The following is a 21,104-nucleotide window of genomic DNA, read 5'->3' as shown; positions in this document are numbered from 1 at the left end:
TTGACCAGGCGTTCAAAATTTCCAAAACTATTTAGTTTCGAATTGCCAACTTTTGCGTTGAGTAATAAATTTCCCTCTATGAAATACGCGTTAATTACAGGTGCTTCTACAGGACTCGGAAAAGATTTTGCACTCACTTTGGCAAAAAAGGGTTACACTCCCGTTTTGGTGGCAAGGAATGCCGAAAGGTTAAAGGCTCTTGCCACAGAAATTAAAACCAAATACGGAATCCAAAGTGTAGTGATCACACAAGATTTGGGCAAACCGAATGCAGCAGAGGTTTTATACAAAGCAGTCAAAAAGTTAAAATTATCAATTCATTGTTTGGTGAATAATGCAGGTTTCGGTCTCAATGGAGAATTTTTTAAAAATTCTTTTGAAAAAGAATCTGAGTTAATCCAACTCAATGTGACCACTTTAGCACAACTTTGCCATTTATTTTTGCAAGATATGATCAAAGCGAAAGATGGTTATATCTTAAATGTTGCTTCCACTGCTGCATTCCAACCTGGTCCACTGATGTCAAACTACTACGCATCCAAAGCATATGTTCTTTCACTTAGTGAAGGACTTGCGGAAGAAGTTCGGGATTATGGTGTAACAGTCACCTGTGTATGTCCAGGGCCCACACAAACAGAGTTTTTCGAAAGAGCCAATATGACCAAAATTAATTTAGTAAAGTCATCCTTTCTCATTATGAATTCACAGGATGTAGTAGATATAGGACTCGATGCATTGTTCGGAAAAAAGGTCGTAAAAATTACAGGCTTCTTTAATTTCCTTCTAGCACAGTCAGTTCGATTTTCTCCAAGATTCGTAGTTCGCTTGATTGCAAAATATTTACACAAAGCTGGATGATTTGAACCAAAATCCCTTAACATTTTCCAATCGATTTTCTTTGTTAGGTGATATAAATTCAGAAAATAAAATTCACCAAACAAAAGAAAATTTAGAACTTTTAGGAAATGTAATTTTAGATCTTACCAATTCCAATCCTACCAAACTAGGGTTGGAATTTCCAGCAAATGCTATATCTCATATATTTTCCAGTTTGGATCTTAGTCAGTACGAGCCAGTACCAGAAGGATTAGAATCAACAAGACAATCCATTGTTTCAGACTATGAAAAACGTGGAGTCTCGGCACAAACATCGGATCTAACTCTAACCTCAAGTACATCAGAAGCCTATTCTTATATTTTCAAATTATTTACAAATCCAGGAGACGAAATTTTAACACCTAATCCTGGTTATCCCCTATTTAGCTTTCTCATCGGCCTTGAAAATCTGAAAGAAGTCCATTATCCCTTAAAAGAAAATACAGAATCGGGCAAATGGACTTATTCTGCAGAAACTATAGCCAATTGCATTAGCACAAAAACTAAACTCATTCTTTTGGTGAGTCCTGCAAATCCAACAGGTTCGCGAACTACTGCAAAGTTTTGGAAAGAATGGGAAGAATTAGGAATCCAAATTCCCATTCTCTTAGATGAAGTTTTTGTAGGTTATGAGTTCTCGGGTGAACCTCACACTATTCCAAGTTCGCCTAACTTTCCTTTATTGATATGTAATGGTTTTTCCAAACTTTTGGCACTCCCTGGTTTCAAATTAGGATGGATTCTTAATAAAAGCCCAAAGATTTACCATTCAGAAATTCAGAAAAATTTAGGATTTGTCGCTGATACTTACCTTTCCGTCAATTCACTCGTTCAATTGGCAACTCCAGAACTTCTTCCTTGGAAATCAATGATCCAAAATCGTATCCGAACAAGAATTATGCGAAATTTATCAATTTGTCATTTGTATTTAAAAGAAAATCCAAAAATCAAAAACATATCTGGAGTTGAGGCTGGATGGTATTTTATTTTCGAAATGAATCTGGATACAAAAGACGAAGATTTAGTTTTGGATATACTTACTAAAGCCAAAGTTTTTTTCCATCCCGGATCTTGGTATGAATTTTCGCATAACCGCTGTTTCCTAGTCATCAGTTTAATTTCTGAAGAAGAAACTTTAAGACAAGGATTAGAGGCCTTTCTGTCTTACCTTAAGTAATCGAGGATGGCTGTTTTTTGTGCCAATGCATCGGCCTTTCCTAACTCATAGGTTTCCCTGACTCCTTTTGGATTGGTATAATCAAAAGAAGTAATTGGCAAGGGTTTCGAAGGAGTGATCAAATAAGTTTTTGCTAATAATTCGGGATCTTTGCCCACAATTGTATTGGGTTCGTAGTGAATGCCTATTATTTTGGCGTTAGGCGAAAAAGTTTCAATGACCATATTATTGGTAAGGCCACCATCCAAATAATACTCGTCATTCACCGATTGAAAATCCACAATGGGGGGAATCGAAGAAGAATTCATAATAAACTGCTCGATGGTTTCGGGGTTTACAAAGTCTTTTTCGGTAAAATCAACATCTTGCATGTTCCATTTTTGGATCATTTCGGCAGTTCGGTTGGCAGGGATTCCTTCGGACCGGTCCCTATCATCTAAAATAAAGGCCCGGCCCGTTTCAGAGATGAGTCTTGCCAAACGAAACTTATTCTTTAAAGAATCTTCCTTTGGATGTGCTTTTACCGAATGAATCCAAACCTTAGCTCCAGATTCTAAAACCTTATCAAACTTCATTCCAAAACGAATGGTTCGACGATACATATCTTCATGTGGGAAAGTTGATTCTCCCCGAAGTAGGTTTGAAAAATGGAAGTTACGCGAATTGCGTTTCGTAATTTCTTCGAAGTATTCGACAGATTCTTCTTCTGTTTGGGATAAAATACATAAGGCCATAGCAGCACCGGCAGAAACTCCAGAAACTTCTGTAAAACGGACTCCCCATTCGCGGAGAGTTTTTCCAACTCCTAAGGCATAAAATGCCTTACAACCTCCGCCAGCGATGGCAAGAGACGCATCATAGGATGGAAAAATTTTGACTAATGTTTGTAAAACTTGTTCTCGAACGCCCATAAAATCGACAAATTCTATTCCCCTTCCCATCGAAAGCATAGAGTATTATTCTCTCCCAAAAATCTGTCAAAATATAAACTAGCACGACAATCATCTTCTGTAGCTAAAAAGAAATCATAACCACCGGCGGGGTATTTTATCTTACAACATCCTTTTTTGTCTTTGCGATCAGGAGGTTGACGAACCGACTTATCTTGGCCTTTTAAATCTCCCAAGCTCGGTGGCAACTCTTGCCTGGAATCAGCGAAACTTTCGGATACAATGGTAATCCCGAAAAAAAGAAAGATCAGGAAAACTTTCATTCTGTAAAGATAGACTTTGTTAATGATACGCAAGTTCGGCGATTCCTAAAAAAGCAATGATTTAGGTTCAATGCTACGAATTGTATTTCTTATGGATAGGAAATATTTTTCTTTACCCATATCTGAAATTTTTTAATCTCTTCCCACTAAACATCCTTTGAGGACTTCAATGAACAATACAAGATTACAATACCACGCAACAGGGGGTCAACTTTTCATCCTTTTGTTAAAGAACATGTTTCTGACAGTCGTAACACTGGGAATTTATAGCTTTTGGGCTAGAACCAATGTGCAAAAGTACATGGCCGAAAATTTAGAATGGGCAGGAGAACGTTTTTCCTTTCATGGAACCGGAAAAGAACGTCTCATTGGCTTTCTAAAGGCGTTAGGTATATTCGTAGTTCTTTACATTGGAATTTTTATCATTAAGACCATTCTTTCCTACATTCCCATTCCCTATTTTGCGGCGATTGTAGGATTTGTTCTGACAATGGGAGTATTCCTTGCACTTGTTCCCATCATCGTAGTGGGAGGAAGAAAGTACCTAACTTCTCGGACAGGATACCGTAACCTTCGATTTGGATTTGATGGAAAAATTCTCGAAGTTGCTAAAATTTATGGAAAGGGGATTCTTTTAACCATCATTACCTTAGGAATTTATTATCCTTGGTTTTTTGCGGAAAAAGAAGCATACATACAAAGCAAAACCAGATACGGGAATACAAATTTTGGATTCCAAGCAGAAGGAAAAGAAATCTTTTTTCTCTACTTAAAAGGTTTTCTTTTGAGTATTGTCACGCTCGGAATTTATTATTCTTGGTTTTTAGCAGACATTCAAAATTACATTTGGAATAGAACTAGTTTCCAAGGAAAAAAATTTCGATCGGATATTACAGGTGGAAAGATTTTTGTTAATTTTCTCATCGCTTATTTAATCATCTTTTTTACCTTAGGAATTGGATTTGCCTGGGCCATCGTGCGTCTGACTAAACTTTTTATTGAGTCAGTAAGTTTGGAAGCAGAAGTTGATTTTTCAATCATCGAACCAAAAGCGGATACCACAGCCAATGCCACCGCGGAGGGATTGGAAGCACTTGCTGAGGCTTTAGAAGGCTTCCTATCATAAACATTGTTCGAAAACCAAACATTTTCATCCCGATATTTTAACGGAGTATCAGCAGTCCCTGAAGAAGGGACTGTTCTGATTCATGGACAAACTCTTGATTTTGTATCAGAAGAGATTGCTCACAAACTTAACTTATTCCAATTTAGCGAGTTCAGTCTAACGCATAATGGCTGTAAGTTGACACTTATGCCTGACGAATTGAAAGAAAGCCCTGTTTTGGAAATTATATGTTCTAAAACCGATGCAAAAAAATTAGAATCCCTTTGGATACAATCTAAAAAAAACCAAAGTCATGGACATGTATTTTATTACTCGATTAGAGAGATGAATCCGTTAGTTCTTGGAGCCTTTGCAATCATCATTGTTGGTATTATTGGTTTCTTTTATTTCAAAGGTTTGGAACTAGTTACTAACTTTATTCCCGTTTCAATGGATCAATCACTCGGTGAATCCGTTCAGCTCAAAATGGATGCCCAATTTCAAGAATGTAATACCAAAGCCACCGAGAAGTTCTTTTCGGATGCATTAAAAAAAGTTGTACCTAAAGGTAGCCCACACAAGTTCAAAGTCTCTGTAATCGGATCAACCATTCCCAATGCTTTTGCATTATCTAACGGAAAAATTTATTTTTTTTCAGGTTTACTAAACGATGCTAAATCACAAGAGGAAGTGATAGGAGTTTTAGCTCATGAAATTGCCCATGTGGAAAAAAGACACCACATGCGAAATTTAGTAAAAGCGGGCGGAACCTCGCTTGCGATTAGTTTGGTGGTCGGACCTGGATTAGGAAATATGGAATTTCTGGAAACAATTACAGAACTTGGTTCCACAATTCTTGTATTAAAATTTTCAAGAGACTTCGAAACTGAAGCAGATGAGACCTCTATTGAATATTTAAGGAATCAAAATCTCTCACCTTCCGGTCTTCTTACCTTCTTTAAAAGAATGCAAGAACTGGAAAAAGAAAATACTGAGTCCGAAGAAAATCCTTCTAATAAAAAAGCAAAGGATGATCCAGGAGTCACAAAATCATTTACTGATTTTTTAAGTACACATCCTGCTACAGAAGAGAGAATGAAAAATCTAGAATCTCTGATTAAATCAGGAAAAAAAGGATCTATCAAAAAAGTCGTTTCTGATAAAACTTGGAAAGAAGTTCAATCCGTTTGTCTAGATTTCAAAAATTCTGATTCCAAATGATTATAAATTTGTAGTAAAGTTTCGCTTAAGCTATGTTTGTTTCTCCAACCAAGTGCTTTTAGTTTGGAATTATCACCATAAACTTTGGATGTTTCGGAAACTCTAACTCGTCCAGAGTCCACTTCAAATTTAATATTACGCCCAGAGATTTTCACTAACTCCTCAACCATATAGCGAATGCTTCTTTCTTCGCCAGAGCAGATATTATAAATTTCACCTGACTCGCCTTTTTCAATTAAAGTCAAATATCCACTGACGATATCTTCCACATGGGAAAAATCCCTTGTCGGTTCTAAATCGCCAACAGCAATCGTTGTCTTTCCTGAATGTTTGGCTTCAATGATTTGGGAACAAAAGTTTGGAATCACAAACTCTTTGCGCTGGCCAATTCCAATGTGGTTGAAAGGACGAGCTATGACAACAGATACATAAGGACTATATTGTGCATACTGACGGCAATAAGATTCAGCCGCCAATTTACTACCCGCGTAAGGATTTACTGGATTTGGTAAAAGTGTCTCTTTTAGAGGGAGAAGGGATAAGTTTTGTTTTCCGTAAACATCTGCTGAAGAAATGTACAACATTTTGCACTGCCTTTGCGTCCGATGCAAAGACTCGAGTAAATTCAAAGTACCACCGACATTGATTTCTTCCGTTTCCCAAGGGTTCTCTATAGCCATAGGAACGAAAGCTTGAGCCGCTAAATGAACCAAAATATCTGGTTTGATTTTTTCTAACTGATTGGTTACCGTATTTCGGTCACGAATGTCACCTTGAAAACTATGGATTTGGGAATCACCATGCGATTCAAGTGCAGGAAGGAGATAACTTCCTACAAATCCGCTAGCCCCAGTGACTAAAATTTGTTTTTTTTTCATAGAAAAGGGAAAATTCCGATTCGGCCCTAAGATTTAGTTGCCATTCTTCCAATTTTTCAAATCCTCTCAAGAAAAGAAAGAAAACTGTGGAAGACAAAAAGAAATTCAATCCAACCCCCTTTGTCGAAATCCGAGACCCACAGTTAAATGTATCGGAATTAATGCAGAAAATCGAATCGAAGATTCCTCTCGATCCATCCCAAGCTGCAAACTGGTTGGAACTGACAAAGTTGAGTTATAAACCCGAATCTCCTCAAGGATTTAGAAAATTTGATCCGGCAGGGACCGCTCACCTCTTCGAAAAAGGAATTTCTAGTCCTAAGTTTTCTAATCCCAAGTTCTGGTTTATCAAAGGTCCAATCAAATATCTCCTCGGTCGCCTAATCTCTGTTTATGGACTAATCGATAAAAAACTTTCTGAAAATAGAATACGTGCTTTTTTTTCGGTATTACATGAACTGGTTCGTCTGGGAAAAAGAATTGAACAAATTGAAAACCGGTTTGATGGATTTTATAGAGATCATTTGTTGCAAACAACATCGAATTCTTTGCCTAACTTTGGTTGGGCGGCCAATTCCTATTTTATCGATGCAGGTTCTAATCCAGCTTGGAAAGTAGCATTAGAAGATATTTCAAAATCAAAGGAAATCACCGTATTATTTCCTGAATGGGGAGACATTTTAAAACAACTCTCCATTTTAAAAATTCCCTTTCAATCAATCACCTCGGACGAAAACGAATTTCGGTTCATTCAAAATAAAATTACCTCTACCATCCGATTGGAAAATCAATTATTTCCCTTAAGAAATATTCTAAACAATTTTACTGACATTTTAGTATACTTACCTCTTAACCGATTTCCATCTTTCTGGATCGAAAAGTTATTCGCTGAAATTTCTAATGCACTTCCCCATGAAAAACATTTATATTTTTCTGTAACAATCAAACCCAATCATTTAAACCGCCCCTTCAGCGACATTCAAGTTTCAGAAATTGATTTAGACAAGTTGCCAAACTATTTAGAAACCCTTGGTTTTAAAGAAGTTCGAGATCTTTCTACGACAGAAGACACAAAAGTTTACAGATATACAAAATTCAATACATGAATGTTTTTCAACATTTAGATGAACTTAAAGATTCTGATGGAGTAGGAAATGATGCCATTGGCCTTGCGGAAGTTTTTAATTCGTTAGGTTACAAATCGCATTTTGTTACCAGACAACCAAGAAAAGGGAAACCTTTAAATAGTGAGTTCCATCTCACTAGTCAATTTCAACATCCAACTGCTTCCAATGATATCCACATTCTTCACTATGGTGGAGCAGGATATCCTTATGAATTGTTCTTAAATTTACCAGGGAAAAAGATAATAAGATTTCATAATGTAACTCCAGCTATCTATTATAAAGACACAACAACACCTGATATTTACCTAGCAATGGAGAAATTTGAATCTCTATCTTATTTAGAATTAGCAACCTTATCCATAATTGCAGATTCTATTTGGTGTGACTCCGAATATAATTTACAAACTGTATCCGAATACCAATTCAAAAATCCTTATATCATCCCTATATGTAAAACCTATGATTCCCATTCGAAAGCAGAAAAATTGTCGAGAAATCATTCTTTGGTATTTGTTGGGCGCTATTCCCCTCAAAAAAAATGGGAGGATCTAATTGCATTATTCTCCTACTGGGTAAAAGAATTTCCCGATGCAAAATGTTTATGTATAGGCTCTGTGATTGGCGCTTTCGATGGTTACTTCGAAAGACTAACAGAGACGGTACGAAGATTAGGTTTAGAAGAAAAAGTGAATTTTTTGGTTGGTAAAACAGACGAGGAAGTAATCTCAATTTTAAAAGAGACAGGAGCCTTTGTTTCCATGAGTGAACACGAAGGGTTTTGCCTACCAATTCTGGAAGCTTTTGGATCGGGGATTCCTGTTTTTGCTTATGCCGCAGGAGCAATTCCTGGAACTATGAAAGGAGCAGGTGTTCTTCTTAAGTCGAAAGATTACCCTTCTATCATCAAACAAATGAAAGATAATTTATTTCATCAAGAAAAACGAACTTCCCTGATTTCTGAACAATACAAAGTATTGGAATTTTACAATCGATTCCCATTTCGAGAAGAGATTTCAAAAATTCTCAGTTCCGGTATCCAATGAATATACACCAGTTTTCTGCAGGATTTCAGTTAGGTGACGCAATCTCTCAGGAAATGTTGGAGATAAAACGTTTACTTTCGAAGGAAGGTTATTATGGAAAAATATTTGCCGAAAATATATTTTCTTATGATAGAAAATATGCAGAAAAACTCAGTAAGGCAAATATTAAACCAAATGATGTTTTAGTTTATCATCATTCCATCCATAGTGAAGTTTTAAATTTTGTTTTAAAATTCCCAAATAAAAAAATTCTTATTTATCATAATGTGACACCTGAAGATTTTTTTTCAGGTTATGACTTAAAGTTCTCGTACTTGTTAAGAAAAGGTCGCGAAGATTTAGAAATCATACGGGATCATTTTCATCATTCTTTTGCGGTTTCTAATTTTAATTTGGCAGAACTAAAGGAAATTGGATTTAAACATGTTCGGTTACTTCCTTTACATTTGAATTTCCAAAAATGGAAAGATGTACCAAGAGATCCTATTTCAAAATCTTTTACGCAACCTTCCTTCCTTTTTGTTGGTCGCATAGCACCAAATAAACGACAAGATGATTTAATTCGTTTTGCAAGAACATGGAAGTCGAAAATGGGAAATCAATTTTCCATGCGAATGTTGGGATTCTGTAATCCAAACCAACAATCTTATATGGACGAACTCAATTTTATGATTCATCACTTAGATTTAACGGAAGAAGTAAAAATCATTTCCTATGTTGATGAAAGGATGTTAAAAAAAATCTATTCGGAAAGTAATATTTTTTTATCAATGAGTGAACATGAAGGATTTTGTGTTCCTCTTATGGAAGCCATTTATTTTCATCTTCCTGTTGTTGCTTTCGCTGCTGCGGCCGTTCCCGAAACACTAGGAAATTCAGGAATCCTTTTTGAATCGAAGGATTTTGAAACACTTGTCCCTCTCGTAGATTCTATTTTTAAAAATACCGATTTCAGAAATTCTTTAATTTATTCACAAAATCAAAGACTAAATGAATATTTAGAATCAACAAGTATCCTTCCGCTACTGGAAGTGGCCAAACCTTAGTTATGGCAAAAATCCTCATCATCACAGCGCGATTTCTGGAAAATGCCTCTGGTGGAGCTGAAAAATTAGCTCATGACTATGCATCCATTTTATCGGAATCTAACGATGTTACAGTTTGTACATCATGCGCAAAAGATTATGTGAGTTGGAAAAATGAATTTCAGAAAGGCCAAAACCTGGAAAATCAAATTCGTATCATTCGATTTCCAGTGAATCAAACTCGCAACATGGTTAAAATGAACCGCATTTTAAATCAATGTTTAGAAAAAGGTGATTCTGTTTCCGAGAAAGAACAATTTGAATTCTTAAAAGAACAAGGACCCTACTGCCCTGACTTAGTAGATTATATAACGAAAGAACAAAATCATTTCGATATTGCCATTCTAATTGGATATCTTTATTACCCTGTGGTTGCAAGTATTCCCAATTTAAAAATTCCGTTTGTCATTGTACCAACATTTCATGATGAACCACCTTTTCGTCTTCCTATATATAAAAAAACTTATTCAAATAATTTTATCTATAGTTTTAATGCGCCAGAAGAGTTGGTTGTTTATGAAAATAATACAAAACAAAGGGTCCAATCCTATTTTTTAATTGGAACCTATATTAATGATACTTTTAAAAATATAAATCCTAACAATAATAATGCGAACCAATTAATTACCATTGGTAGAATAGAACCTGCAAAAGGTTTTCCTGAACTTTTTGAATTCTTTCAGAATTGGAATTTGTATTCTCATCGAAGCGATGTTTCTTTGAAATGTCTCGGATCGATTGCTTCTATGGAAATTCCAAAAGACCCGTTGATCGTTTTTACCGGTTTTGTTAGTGAAGAAGAAAAAATTACTGAGATCCAAAAGTCTTTTCTTTTACTGAACCCATCAGCTTATGAAAGTTTTTCCATATCTATTATGGAAGCATGGATTCAGGAAAAACCTGTTTTAGTGAATGCGAAATCCTCAGTAATGCATGGGCATTGTTTGCGAAGCCAAGGTGGCCTATTTTATTCAGATTCTCTTTCCTTTCAAAGGACCTTAGATTTTTTGTTAGAAAATCGCAAGATTGCAAATCGAATGGGGCAGAATGGCCGTCAGTATGTTTTGGCAAACTTCAGTAAAGATGTGATCCGAAATAAACTAAACCAGATGGTTAGTATGCTACTCGGTTAATTTTCCCTTCAAACTCAGCTAACAAATATTCATGCACAAGACCATTTGTAGCAAGTAAACTCGGAATCAAAATAGAAAAGTCATTCCCATCCATTGATGTGATTTTTCCTTTTGCTTCGAGAACAATCAAACCAGCCGCAGCCATATCCCAAGGTTTTAATCCAAGTTCATAATAACCTTCAAACTTTCCTTCCGCTAACCAACATAAATCGAGAGTTGCTGCCCCTGTTCGTCGGATTCCACGCGATTTTTGCAAAATGGATTTATAGTACTGCATAAGAGTATCTAAAGATAAATTCCGGTCATAAGGAAAACCTGTAACAAACAGTGAATCCTTGAGAGCACTCGTTTTGGAAACTTGGATTTGAGTTTTTTCTCGAAATGCTCCTTGTCCTTTGATCGCATGATAATAAGTATTGAGTTCTGGAAAAAAAACCATTCCTAGGAGTGGAGACATCGTTTCGGTTTCTACAACTCCAACAGAGATACCGTAGAGAGGAAGCCCATGTGTGTAGTTGGTTGTCCCATCCAATGGATCCACAACCCAAGTGTAACCTGACTTACCTTCTAACTTTCCACGTTCTTCTGAAAGGATCCCATCGGCTGGATAATTCTTTTGGATTTCATCCAAAATCATAGACTCAGCTTTTAAATCTGCTTCTGTGACAAGGTTGTACAAACCTTTTTCATCTACCTTCAGTTCCGATTCTTTATGTTTTTGAATCAGGAAGTTGGAAACTGATGGAAGAAAATTTAAAAAATGATAAGATCTATCCAGTAACTCAGAATGCATCAATACCCACCAAATTCGATGTTTTTCTTCATCGCGGTGATCTCAACATCTAAATTTAGAGTTTCATCAGCCTTTAATTTATTTCTTACCTGTTCTGTCGTTTTGATTACTTCGCTAAGCAAAGAATTCAATTCAGTTTTTCTTTTTTCCGATTCCGGGGAATTACCTTCCAAACTAACTTTATTGTACTGATTTAAAATTTTGGATACAGTCTCTGGAAAATAATTTAGAAATTGTTTCGCTTTGCGATATGATAAAGGATCTTCCGCAAGTCGAACGCGCAAATCCGACAAGGAATGTAAATATTCATTACACAGACTTTGCAGGGAAGTATCTGTCAAAAACTTGGATTCTTTTTCTGTCTGAACTCGAAATCCATCCAATTTATCCATTTGTGTTTTGTATTCAGTAAACTCGACTTTATCTTCAAATTTTTTCTTTAGTTCGTTCCAGTTTTCCTTTGTTTTATTAGAGGAAAATAGTAGAGGAAAAAAACTAAATGGATAATGATGTTCTTTCCCTATCGTCGTTCGATAAATAGCAATTCCTAAAAAAATAACATGTAGGAATGCCATAAATACATAGGAAAAAACAAGTAAAACCCGATCATCACCGAACTTAGTTCCAAATCCAAAAAAGCCTAACGATAATAAAGCCTGTAAATACATTGCCTCTAACGATTGTTTAGCGGAATAAGAAGACTTATTTCGAGAAAGCCACATCACAAATGGATAAACAATTGCACCCAGTGAAGAAATGAAAAACGGAAAAGGCAATAAAGCCATCGGATAGGTAAGGATTGTAGAGAGGTGGGCACGCCTTGCCCACTTCTTTTCTTCTTGATTTTGTTCCAATTGCACTTCTGTCATTCTACTTTGATTCCAATAGTTTTTGTTTTATATCTGATTCGATTTTAATCATTTCTTGTTCTGCAGCTTTTCGTTTTTGACGACCATCCTCTTGAATTTTTAATGTTTCAGTAATAGTTTCGATTAACTTTTGATTCACTGTTTTTAAAGTCTCAATTTCGATGATACCTTTTTCTGACTCTTTGGCAATTTCCACAGTTCCTGTTTTTAACATCTCTGCATTCTTTTGGATTAAATCGTTTGTTGTTTTAGAAACCTCTTTTTGAGCTTCTAAAGCTTTTCTTTGACGTAATAAACCTAATGCGATGACAATTTGATTTTTCCAAAGAGGAATTGTGTTTAAGATTGAACTTTGAATTTTTTCAACCAAAACTTGGTTACCGTTTTGGATCAGTCGAATTTGGGGTCCGGTCTGCAGAGAGAGGATTCGAGTGAGTTTCAAGTCGTGGATTTTTTTCTCAAATCGATCGACCATTTGGACCATGTCCTGGTATTGTTGGGAAGCCAAGGTGTCACCCTGTGCTTTGGCTTTTTCTAACATCTCCGGTAAGATTTTGTCTCTTAACTCTTTTACTTTCTGATCGCCGGCAGCAATATACACTTGGATTTCCTTAAAATATTCCAAGTTTTTCTCATATAACGCCTGTAATAATGTTATGTCTTTTGTCAAATTAGTACGTGCTGTATGCAATTCTTCTACGATCTTCTCCACCTGGGACTGTAGGTCTTCAAATTTTGCCAAAAACTTCCGGGAAGCATCAAAAAGACCACCGATCAAAGGAATTTTGGACAAAGTGTTCCCTTCCCCCGCGAAACTATCCAAATTCAGATCTTTGATTTTAAACAAAAGGTTGTTTAGAAGTTCACCGGCATAACCTGAATCTTTTGTTTTGATTTCTGAAAGAACTTTGTCCGCAAATTCGGAAACCTTAGCTTGGGCCGAGGCACCGTATGAGATAACATCGTTCGGATGATTGAGTTTTATTTGCCCGGTAAGTTCTTCTACTTTTTGTAAATCTTCCTTTGTGAGTTGCAGTTCCGGGTCATTCGTTTTCAGTTCCAAAGAGTCCATTCGTTTCTGTCCTTTATCGTTTCTCCCAAAGATAGGATCGTTTTTAGAATTTGAATCAAGCAGAAAATGGGAAGGTGCAAAAACATGAACAAGTAAATTTATTTCTTCGGAATTTTCGATCCAAAACCGCAGTTTGGTGACAAATTGATTGCAAGGATTGTTATAACTGTTACATTCCTGCGAGAAAATTTATGCTAAATAATAATTTAAAAATACCAGCCCTTCTTCCACAAGTTTTGACAGTTGATGTTATGACTCTTGATAACCAATTGATTGACCAGTCAGAAGTCAGAACTCTTTTATTCCGACTCCGTGATCGAAACTACCTACACTACTTAATCATTAAGTTTCTAGTATGTACGGGACTTTCCCTGCCAGAACTCATCCACCTTAAAATCGCTGATTTCAATTCAGAACGCAATCTCTTCAAATTAAAGAACGGTGGTCGTTTGCGCAGAAGAAAGATTTTTATCGAACCCAACTTAGCATTAGAGCTGTACCGGTATTCCTCTGAGTTCTCTCCTAGCGATTATCTATTTCCTGGACGCTATGGAAAACTAAGAACAAGAACTATTCAGAAAATTCTTAAGAACGCAAGTAACCTCATTGCCAAAGAAATTCATATTCCTTTCCTTCGCGATGTCATTGCCTTAGATCTTTTCAAAAAAGGTTTTCCTGTTTGGGAAATTCAGGAGTTTTTGGGACATAGGTCGACTCGTTCCACAAGACAAAGAATATTATTGCACATTCCGGTCGAAGAACGAACGAATCCGCGACTTTTTAATCGAAACAAAAACCAAGCAGCTTAAAAATTTCTTGAACCTTTGGTGTTTTCAGAGATTCTAGTCACCAAGTAGGCTCGCTTTGGAAATTAAGACCAAAAAAATCGGAAAGCACACACTCGTTCACCTTAACGGTCGTTTGGACATTACCCATTCGGATGAAGTGGAGGCCAAATTGGCTGATGATGTGCAAAACGGCGAGGGCGATATCATCATCAACTTGGAGCTTATCTCTTATATTTCTTCCTCTGGAATTCGTATCTTTGTAGGGATGGTTCGGGAGTTAGACAAACAAGGCAGAAAACTAAAACTCTGTTGCATCACACCTCCAGTGAAAAAGGTTTTTGATGTGGTGGAACTTTTGGACTTGTTTGAAGTCTTCGAAACGGAACAAGAAGCCGTTAATTCCCTCTCTAAATAAAACCCACGTGGCTTATGCCTCGTTTTTAATTATTTCCGCAGTTTTTTTCTTCCAGGTTTGGATGAACTTGGATATTTTCCCGGTCGTCTGGCCTGATGAAGTACTCTTTTTCTCCCCAGCATTGTCTTTTTCGACCAATGGCCATTTACAAACAGATGTTTTGAATGGTCTCATTCCCGGAATGGAATCCAAAACCTTATGGATGCCACCCCTCTATTTAATATTCTCTGGTTTTTCCCTATCGATATTTCCGGACACACTAACAACCGTTCGTATTGCTAGCGTAATCATAGTATATCTTAGTGCATTAGGTTTTTACTGGTTACTCAGAAGAGAATCAATCTCCCCATGGGCAAGCCAAATTGCATTTGCAAGTATCCTTTGGGAACCTCTTCTTTTTCGTTTTGGAACTGCTGCGAGAATGGAAGGTTTAACAGCTTTTTTCTTTATCCTAAGTCTTCTATTTGCAACGAACAAAGACAAATCAAAACACTTGTATGTTTTTTTAGCAGGCGTTACACTATCGTTTTCTTTTTTATCGCATCCGATTGGCGCCTCATTAGGATTAGTGACACTTTTTTTAGTCTGGCGAAACTTTGGTTTCAAAACTCTTCCTTGGTTTATTTTTGGAGGAGTTCTTCCCATACTATGTTGGATGTATTATATCCACCCTAATTGGGAATGGTTTGAAATCCAATTCGGCGCACAACTCACACGAAAACGCAATCTATTAGAAACTTTCACTTTAGTAGACAAACTAAAAGTATTCTCCTTTGGATTTGGATTTCCCAAATTACGATTGATTCTTATCGCAATTGAACTCTCTGCACTCACTTATATTTCCTATCAGTTATTTAAAACATTTGGAAAACTGAATCAAAAATGGATACTGTTTTGGATTTGGATTCTTTCCGTCCTACTTGCTTTATACACATCCTCTGAGGGATGGTATGTTTTTCACATTCTATTCCCATTGGCATATGGAATGGCTTTACTCTACGACTCAGAAGGTTCTAGTTCCAAGTTAGCTTTCGTTGGGATTCTATTATCACTTTCGTCCTTATTATATATAAACCATATCCATTGGTATCGAACTGATTCCAAACGAATTTTAGAATCACATTTCCAACATATAGAAATGAGTTTGTCTCATTCAAAATCTGTTTATTTACAGGCCTTACCTGATCCTTATTTCCAATTACGAAAGAACCGACCTGATATGAATCTCTTAGAATTTATTCCAGGAGAATTGGATATTCCTTCCGATGTATATATTAAAACGATCAAAACACGAGATAGTTTTGTGTTTTATGATGACCAACTCATCAATCACGTAATAAGAGAATATCTAAATGAATCCTCGTGGAATCGGGAAGAATGGGAAATCCCTGTTCCAGGCAATCATTGGCTACATTATAAAACCATTGTTTATACAAAAAAATGAACATCTTGGTTCTTAAAAAAAAATTTCAAATCTTTAACATTATCATATTTTTTTTGATAGGTTGTTATCATTCAAAACAACCAACAAATCAATATTTAACTCTACTCTCTGGAGTTCCAATGGAACGTCGCATTACAATCGTTGGGGATTCTTTGGGGCAATGGTCCGATGGATTCGGACTTAAAACAAAACTACCGCAGGGTTATAAAGTAACAGATATCTCGGTGGCTGGATACACAATTGAAGATTGGTTACAAAACAAAAGTCGCTTAAATGAAATTCCTACCGATCTTTGGATCATTGAATTGGGAACTAATGATGCAATGGTTTATGGAACCAGTGGGTTTGAGTCTAGAAACATTGAGCTCATACAGTTTTTGGAATCTTCACAAATTTCCAAAGTTTTACTAACTACAATTCCTCTTACAAAAATGACTTCGATTCGAGAAACGATCCGAACCAATAATGAAACCATACGTAGAATGAAAGAAAATAGATCCAATTTAGACTATGTTGAAATGGAATCTATATTTGAGTCCTACACTGGGGAAGTTCCCTTATATCCTGTATCCGATCCCATTCACCCCAACCAAATTGGATATGAACTTATGGGAGAGGCGTATAAGAAAAAAATCTTAGGAATTTAAATCCGCCAAAATTTTTAAACCTTTTAGAGTCATCATTGGATCAATTTCGTCGAACACTTGGTTATGCGAAGCGTGGATGGTAGTGACAAGGCCACCAGTTCCCACCACAACGTAATCACCAGGATGTTCTTCCTTTATGGCTCTAACAATTTCTTTTAATAAACCAATCCAACCAAAGAAAAAACCAGCCTGAATTGACTCAACCGTTGATTCGCCTAATACTCGTTTGGGAGATCCAAAAACAATGGGTGGAAGTTGTGCTGTGTTCCTTGTTAAAGCATCCATAGAAATTTTTAAGCCCGGTGCAATGACTCCTCCCACATATTCCGGTTTTTCACTGATTACGCAGAAAGTAGTTGCTGTTCCCAAATCCACTAGGATTGCTTTTTTTCCGGGGTATGTTTTGGCGCAATAAGCAGCATTGACCAATCGATCGGCCCCGATTTCAAAAGGGCGAGGATAACTAATCCCAAAATTGAGTTTCATTTGATAATGAACTCGGAGTGGGTTGACACTAAACCAATCTTCTAACATTCGTTCCACGATAGGATTGAGTGATGGAACTACACTTGAATAAATTGCAGTTTTTACACGGTCGGCTTTAACATTTTCCTGGGTCAAAAAACCTTTTAAAAAAAGGCCTAACTCATCAGAGGTTCGATCTCTTCTTGTCACTGTTCTTTTGTGAAAGTCTGGAGTTTCTTCTCCCTCACGGAACACACCAAATACAGTGTTTGTATTTCCCACATCGATAACTAATAACAAAGGTGATTCTGACATTTATATAATCCGAAATTTTGGTGAAGTATCCATGAGTTCAATCTTTTCACCGGTTTCGGTCATAATGAGAAGGAATCCTAATTCATCAATTCCCAAAACACGTCCACGTACCATTCTCGATTGCCATTCGGTTTCAATCACTTTATGTTTTAATAAGGAATGGTCCTCAATCCAAACTAAATCTTTTAAGATCTGTCCTTGGTCCAGGAGAGCAATTACAGATTGGTTGATATTTACTATCAATTGATTTGCAAAACGTTCTAAAACTCCCTCTTCTAGTGGAGTATCACATAAAAAAGTAGCTTTATCTTTCAAAATCTCAGGAACATTTTTTCCAAAAAAATTAAGTCCAATTCCAATCACTACTTCAAAAATTCCGTTTGTAAACTCGGACTGAACCAAAATCCCTGCTACTTTTTTGTCACCGCGATAAATATCATTGGGCCACTTGACTGTTGTATCTTCTTCCCGTTCCGGAAAAAAATGGAAGATTGTTTTTAATACCGCAGAGGAAACAAAAATCGATAATAAGGGAAGTGATATTTCGGCGGCTGAAATCCGGATTTTTCCAGAAAAAATCAAAGGATCTTCGCCTAACGATTGCCAAACATTTTGTCCACGACCCTTGCCCGCAGTTTGTTCCTCAGCAATCACCCACGAACCAAATGGAATGGACACATCTCGAATCCATTCATTCGTCGAAGTAACGGTGGGAAGTCTGTGGCCCAATTCCGACTTTAACAATCTATATTCCATGTGTCTATTTCTCTCTTGATTCGGATTGACGAAAGTAAAAAAAGCATTAGATTTAATATATGAAACTATCGGGAAATACAATACTTATTACTGGGTGTGGGATGGGAATCGGCGCCTTAACGGCGGAACGTTTAGCAAAAGAAGGAAATGATATCATCGGCGTTGATGTTAAATTGCCCTTATTAAAAGAGATTCAAAATAAAGTGGAATCACAGGGAAGAAAATTCTACGGCTTTGCTTGCGATCTTTCTAAAGAGTCAGAAATCGAATCTCTCATTAAACAAATCCAAAAGAAAAAACTGACTTTTCAAATTTTAATTAACAACGCAGGAATTGCGCCCAGTGGATACTATGAAGGAAAGGATTTTTCCGTTTGGAACAAAGCCATTCAAATTAATGTAGCAGGACCAATGAAGTTGGTTTATCTTTCCTTGCCAATCCTTCGGGAACAAAAGGAAGCTGCCATCATCAATTTAGCAAGTATTGCTGGTAAATTTGGAACGGAAGGAACTGTAACTTATTCTGCAACAAAACACGCTATGGTTGGTTTTTCCCAAGCCCTAAAAATGGAACTTTATGAATCACAAATCGGTGTTAGCTGGATTTGCCCAACAATGGTCAATACAAGAATGATTGACGGTGTTAAACCTTCTATTTTTACCCCTGTGATCGAACCTTCTCAAGTAGCAGATGCCATTGTTTCGGCCATTAAAAAAAATCCAGGGGAAGTATTGGTGCCTTCCTATTTGCGAGCCTCAATCGTGATCCTCCCAGCCTTGTTTCCTAAATTTGCGCTCTGGTTGGCCGTGAAAACAAAAGCATCAAAAGGTTGGCTCTTGGCTAACAAGGGGCTTGAGAAAAATATTCCTGTTTAAAGGATAGGTTTTATGCATATTTCTCAGGTTCTCGGTAAAAAACAAACCACGATCAGCTTCGAATTTTTTCCTCCAAAAAATCAGGAAGCCTCAGAAGATTTGTTCCGAAACATACAAAAATTGTCCCAAATGAATCCTGCCTATGTAAGTGTCACTTATGGGGCAGGAGGATCTACGAGGGACCTAACACATGACTTAGTGGTTAAACTCCAAGAAGAAACCGGCCTAACTATTGTTAGTCATCTTACCTGTGTAGGTTCCACCAAAGAGGAAATCCGAGAAATCCTGAAACGATACGAAAAAAGTGGAATCCACAATATCATGGCACTTCGTGGAGATCCTCCGAAAGGACAAACGGAATTTCAAAAAACGGAAAACGGATTTGCTTTTGCAGGTGAATTAGTTGGATTCATCAAAAAAGAATTTCCACAAATGGGGATTGGTGTTGCCGGTTTTCCCGAAGGACATCCATCCACTCCTAATCGTTTAAAGGAAATTGAATATTTAAAGTGGAAAGTTGACCAAGGTGCGGATTACATTTGTACCCAAATGTTTTTTAACAATAACTACTTTTATGATTTTGTAGAACGATGTGAAATTGCAGGTATCAAAGTTCCAATCATTGCAGGAATTATGCCGGTTACTTCCAGAAAAGGAATGGCTCGAATGGCAGAGTTATCACTTGGAACAAATTTTCCTGCAAAATTGTTAAACTCCCTTTCTCGTGCAGAAGACGATGTTTATGCAGAAAATGTTGGTATTCATTGGGCAACGGAACAAGTCAGAGATTTGTTAGATCACAAAATTGCTGGAATTCATATGTATACGCTTAACAAGTCTAAGGCGACTCGAAAAATATATGAGTCACTCGGGATTCGAAATTTCGATAGCATTCATTGATGAATTGGTCGGTGTAATTCCCATCCACCGACTATCTTTCCAAATTCCCTCTAACACCAAACTTCCCTTAGCATTTACTATTTTTGCATTTCCCTGGAGGTGATTATTTTCCCAATGACCCTCCAAAATCAAGCCATCAGAATATATATACTTTCCAAAACCTTGCCGTTTCCCTTTGGAATAAGATCCAATGAATTTGTCTCCATTCGCATAACTATAAATTCCGGAACCTTCTTTATAACCGAATTGGTATTCACCCTCAAAAATATCGCCATTAGAATAATAATAAATTCCTTTCCCATGTTTGATATCTTCGAAAAATTCTCCTTCAAAACGATCTCCATTTTCATAGGTAACATGGAATTTTCCATTCCTGCAATTTTCGCCTTCGCAAATTTTTTGATTCGACTTACAAAGGCTGAAAAGGTAAAAAAATAATAATAAATAATATTTGGATCGCATATAAGGCTGGAGAGTTGTTTTTTTTCCGTCAATTATTAGGTGCAATCTCATATATATACTAGTTCGGAATTAAGGCAATACATATGTCACAAAAAAAAGCGCTAATCGTCGACGATAGCACAGTAACTCGTTTAATGATTCGGAAAATTATTTTAGAAAAAAATCCTGATTGGGATATTTTAGAGGCAAGTTCAGCAGATGATGCAAAAACACTTTTAAAGGGCCACCAAGACATCGACTTTTTCACTTTGGACCAAAATATGCCAGGAAACTTATCTGGACTCGATTTAGCAGAAGATCTCAAAAAGAATTACAAAAATACAAAAGTGGTTTTGATTACCGCAAACATCCAAGATGCAATAAAAAATCGAGCGAAAACCATTGGAATTGATTTTGTTGAAAAACCAGTAACCCCTGAAAAAATAATACCCCTCTTGGATTAAAA

The 21,104-nt window shown here is 36.6% G+C and carries 24 protein-coding genes; 15 read left to right on the top strand and 9 right to left on the bottom strand.

Annotated elements, in window-relative coordinates; all coding sequences use genetic code 11:
* Positions 1-78 precede the first annotated feature (78 nt).
* Positions 79-858 (top strand): SDR family NAD(P)-dependent oxidoreductase, encoded by a 780-nt coding sequence (locus tag EHR07_RS12560; protein ID WP_135745388.1) that lies wholly within the window; start codon positions 79-81, stop codon positions 856-858.
* Position 859: 1 nt separating this feature from the next.
* Positions 860-2,053 carry a pyridoxal phosphate-dependent aminotransferase gene (locus EHR07_RS12555; RefSeq protein WP_135745387.1) on the top strand — a complete coding sequence of 398 codons (1,194 nt, stop codon included), beginning with the start codon at positions 860-862 and terminating at the stop codon, positions 2,051-2,053.
* Here EHR07_RS12555 and EHR07_RS12550 read toward each other — a convergent pair.
* Complete coding sequence (locus EHR07_RS12550) at positions 2,041-3,003, bottom strand: patatin-like phospholipase family protein (protein ID WP_135745386.1); 963 nt, start codon at positions 3,001-3,003, stop codon at positions 2,041-2,043. The two genes, EHR07_RS12555 and EHR07_RS12550, sit on opposite strands and share 13 nt — an antisense overlap.
* Positions 2,979-3,299 carry an LIC_11321 family protein gene (locus tag EHR07_RS12545; protein ID WP_135745385.1) on the bottom strand — a complete coding sequence of 107 codons (321 nt, stop codon included), beginning with the start codon at positions 3,297-3,299 and terminating at the stop codon, positions 2,979-2,981. The genes EHR07_RS12550 and EHR07_RS12545 overlap by 25 nt, the downstream gene beginning before the upstream one ends.
* A 136-nt stretch (positions 3,300-3,435) precedes the next feature.
* Here EHR07_RS12545 and EHR07_RS12540 point away from each other — a divergent pair, with 136 nt between their 5' ends.
* Both EHR07_RS12540 and EHR07_RS12535 read left to right on the top strand, forming a co-directional pair.
* A complete protein-coding gene (locus tag EHR07_RS12540; protein ID WP_135745384.1) occupies positions 3,436-4,392 on the top strand; it encodes a YjgN family protein in 957 nt (318 codons plus the stop codon).
* A gap of 3 nt (positions 4,393-4,395) precedes the next feature.
* On the top strand, positions 4,396-5,592 hold the full coding sequence (locus tag EHR07_RS12535) for a M48 family metallopeptidase (RefSeq protein WP_135745383.1): 1,197 nt from the start codon (positions 4,396-4,398) through the stop codon (positions 5,590-5,592).
* Here the strand turns inward: EHR07_RS12535 and EHR07_RS12530 are convergent.
* Positions 5,550-6,470, bottom strand: a complete 921-nt coding sequence (locus EHR07_RS12530; RefSeq protein WP_135745382.1) for a GDP-mannose 4,6-dehydratase — start codon at positions 6,468-6,470, stop codon at positions 5,550-5,552. The two genes, EHR07_RS12535 and EHR07_RS12530, sit on opposite strands and share 43 nt — an antisense overlap.
* 86 nt (positions 6,471-6,556) lie before the next feature.
* Between EHR07_RS12530 and EHR07_RS12525 the strand changes: the two genes are divergently transcribed.
* Genes EHR07_RS12525 through EHR07_RS12510 form a run of 4 tightly spaced genes read left to right on the top strand, consistent with a single transcriptional unit; the run spans position 6,557 to position 10,858 of the window.
* The gene (locus tag EHR07_RS12525) at positions 6,557-7,576 is read left to right on the top strand and encodes an LIC_10202 family protein (protein ID WP_135745381.1); all 1,020 of its coding nucleotides are present in this window, start codon (positions 6,557-6,559) and stop codon (positions 7,574-7,576) included.
* Positions 7,573-8,640: a glycosyltransferase family 4 protein gene (locus tag EHR07_RS12520; protein ID WP_135745380.1), complete on the top strand. Its 1,068-nt coding sequence runs from the start codon at positions 7,573-7,575 to the stop codon at positions 8,638-8,640. Before EHR07_RS12525 ends, EHR07_RS12520 begins: the two co-directional genes overlap by 4 nt.
* Positions 8,637-9,686, top strand: coding sequence for a glycosyltransferase (locus EHR07_RS12515; protein ID WP_135745379.1), 1,050 nt, complete (start codon positions 8,637-8,639; stop codon positions 9,684-9,686). Before EHR07_RS12520 ends, EHR07_RS12515 begins: the two co-directional genes overlap by 4 nt.
* Before the next feature lie 2 nt (positions 9,687-9,688).
* Entirely contained in the window at positions 9,689-10,858 is a 1,170-nt protein-coding gene (locus tag EHR07_RS12510) for a glycosyltransferase family 4 protein (protein WP_135745378.1), read from the top strand.
* Here EHR07_RS12510 and EHR07_RS12505 read toward each other — a convergent pair.
* The 3 genes from EHR07_RS12505 to EHR07_RS12495 are packed head-to-tail and all read right to left on the bottom strand — an operon-like array spanning position 10,839 to position 13,592.
* Entirely contained in the window at positions 10,839-11,651 is an 813-nt protein-coding gene (locus EHR07_RS12505) for an inositol monophosphatase family protein (protein WP_135745377.1), read from the bottom strand. The two genes, EHR07_RS12510 and EHR07_RS12505, sit on opposite strands and share 20 nt — an antisense overlap.
* Positions 11,651-12,520, bottom strand: a complete 870-nt coding sequence (locus tag EHR07_RS12500) for a DUF4870 domain-containing protein (protein ID WP_135745376.1) — start codon at positions 12,518-12,520, stop codon at positions 11,651-11,653. The genes EHR07_RS12505 and EHR07_RS12500 overlap by 1 nt, the downstream gene beginning before the upstream one ends.
* A 1-nt stretch (position 12,521) precedes the next feature.
* Positions 12,522-13,592, bottom strand: coding sequence for a toxic anion resistance protein (locus tag EHR07_RS12495; protein WP_135745375.1), 1,071 nt, complete (start codon positions 13,590-13,592; stop codon positions 12,522-12,524).
* A gap of 191 nt (positions 13,593-13,783) precedes the next feature.
* Here EHR07_RS12495 and EHR07_RS12490 point away from each other — a divergent pair, with 191 nt between their 5' ends.
* The 4 genes from EHR07_RS12490 (at position 13,784) to EHR07_RS12475 (ending at position 16,886) form a co-directional block, all read left to right on the top strand.
* On the top strand, positions 13,784-14,401 hold the full coding sequence (locus tag EHR07_RS12490; protein WP_135745374.1) for a tyrosine-type recombinase/integrase: 618 nt from the start codon (positions 13,784-13,786) through the stop codon (positions 14,399-14,401).
* Positions 14,402-14,456: 55 nt separating this feature from the next.
* Positions 14,457-14,795: an STAS domain-containing protein gene (locus tag EHR07_RS12485; protein ID WP_002975971.1), complete on the top strand. Its 339-nt coding sequence runs from the start codon at positions 14,457-14,459 to the stop codon at positions 14,793-14,795.
* Positions 14,796-14,802: 7 nt separating this feature from the next.
* Positions 14,803-16,239, top strand: a complete 1,437-nt coding sequence (locus EHR07_RS12480) for an ArnT family glycosyltransferase (protein ID WP_135745373.1) — start codon at positions 14,803-14,805, stop codon at positions 16,237-16,239.
* Positions 16,240-16,358: 119 nt separating this feature from the next.
* Positions 16,359-16,886 carry an SGNH/GDSL hydrolase family protein gene (locus EHR07_RS12475; RefSeq protein WP_135745372.1) on the top strand — a complete coding sequence of 176 codons (528 nt, stop codon included), beginning with the start codon at positions 16,359-16,361 and terminating at the stop codon, positions 16,884-16,886.
* On the opposite strand, the gene EHR07_RS12470 is transcribed toward EHR07_RS12475, so the two are convergent.
* Both EHR07_RS12470 and EHR07_RS12465 read right to left on the bottom strand, forming a co-directional pair.
* Complete coding sequence (locus EHR07_RS12470) at positions 16,875-17,651, bottom strand: type III pantothenate kinase (RefSeq protein ID WP_208739847.1); 777 nt, start codon at positions 17,649-17,651, stop codon at positions 16,875-16,877. The two genes, EHR07_RS12475 and EHR07_RS12470, sit on opposite strands and share 12 nt — an antisense overlap.
* Before the next feature lie 15 nt (positions 17,652-17,666).
* Positions 17,667-18,422: a biotin--[acetyl-CoA-carboxylase] ligase gene (locus tag EHR07_RS12465; protein ID WP_135745370.1), complete on the bottom strand. Its 756-nt coding sequence runs from the start codon at positions 18,420-18,422 to the stop codon at positions 17,667-17,669.
* Positions 18,423-18,481: 59 nt separating this feature from the next.
* On the opposite strand from EHR07_RS12465, the gene EHR07_RS12460 reads away from it, so the two are divergent.
* The gene (locus EHR07_RS12460; RefSeq protein ID WP_135745369.1) at positions 18,482-19,297 is read left to right on the top strand and encodes an SDR family NAD(P)-dependent oxidoreductase; all 816 of its coding nucleotides are present in this window, start codon (positions 18,482-18,484) and stop codon (positions 19,295-19,297) included.
* A 12-nt stretch (positions 19,298-19,309) separates the two neighbouring features.
* Entirely contained in the window at positions 19,310-20,197 is an 888-nt protein-coding gene (gene metF, locus EHR07_RS12455; protein ID WP_135745368.1) for a methylenetetrahydrofolate reductase [NAD(P)H], read from the top strand.
* Here the strand turns inward: metF and EHR07_RS12450 are convergent.
* The gene (locus EHR07_RS12450) at positions 20,162-20,659 is read right to left on the bottom strand and encodes an MORN repeat-containing protein (RefSeq protein WP_208739780.1); all 498 of its coding nucleotides are present in this window, start codon (positions 20,657-20,659) and stop codon (positions 20,162-20,164) included. The two genes, metF and EHR07_RS12450, sit on opposite strands and share 36 nt — an antisense overlap.
* Before the next feature lie 83 nt (positions 20,660-20,742).
* On the opposite strand from EHR07_RS12450, the gene EHR07_RS12445 reads away from it, so the two are divergent.
* The gene (locus tag EHR07_RS12445) at positions 20,743-21,102 is read left to right on the top strand and encodes a response regulator (RefSeq protein WP_135745367.1); all 360 of its coding nucleotides are present in this window, start codon (positions 20,743-20,745) and stop codon (positions 21,100-21,102) included.
* The last annotated feature ends 2 nt before the right edge of the window (positions 21,103-21,104 follow it).

The sequence above is a fragment of the Leptospira bandrabouensis genome (assembly GCF_004770905.1).
GTDB classification, from domain to species: domain Bacteria; phylum Spirochaetota; class Leptospiria; order Leptospirales; family Leptospiraceae; genus Leptospira_A; species Leptospira_A bandrabouensis.
Note: the sequence above shows the minus strand (reverse complement) of the source record. Positions and strands in the feature narration are given on the sequence as shown.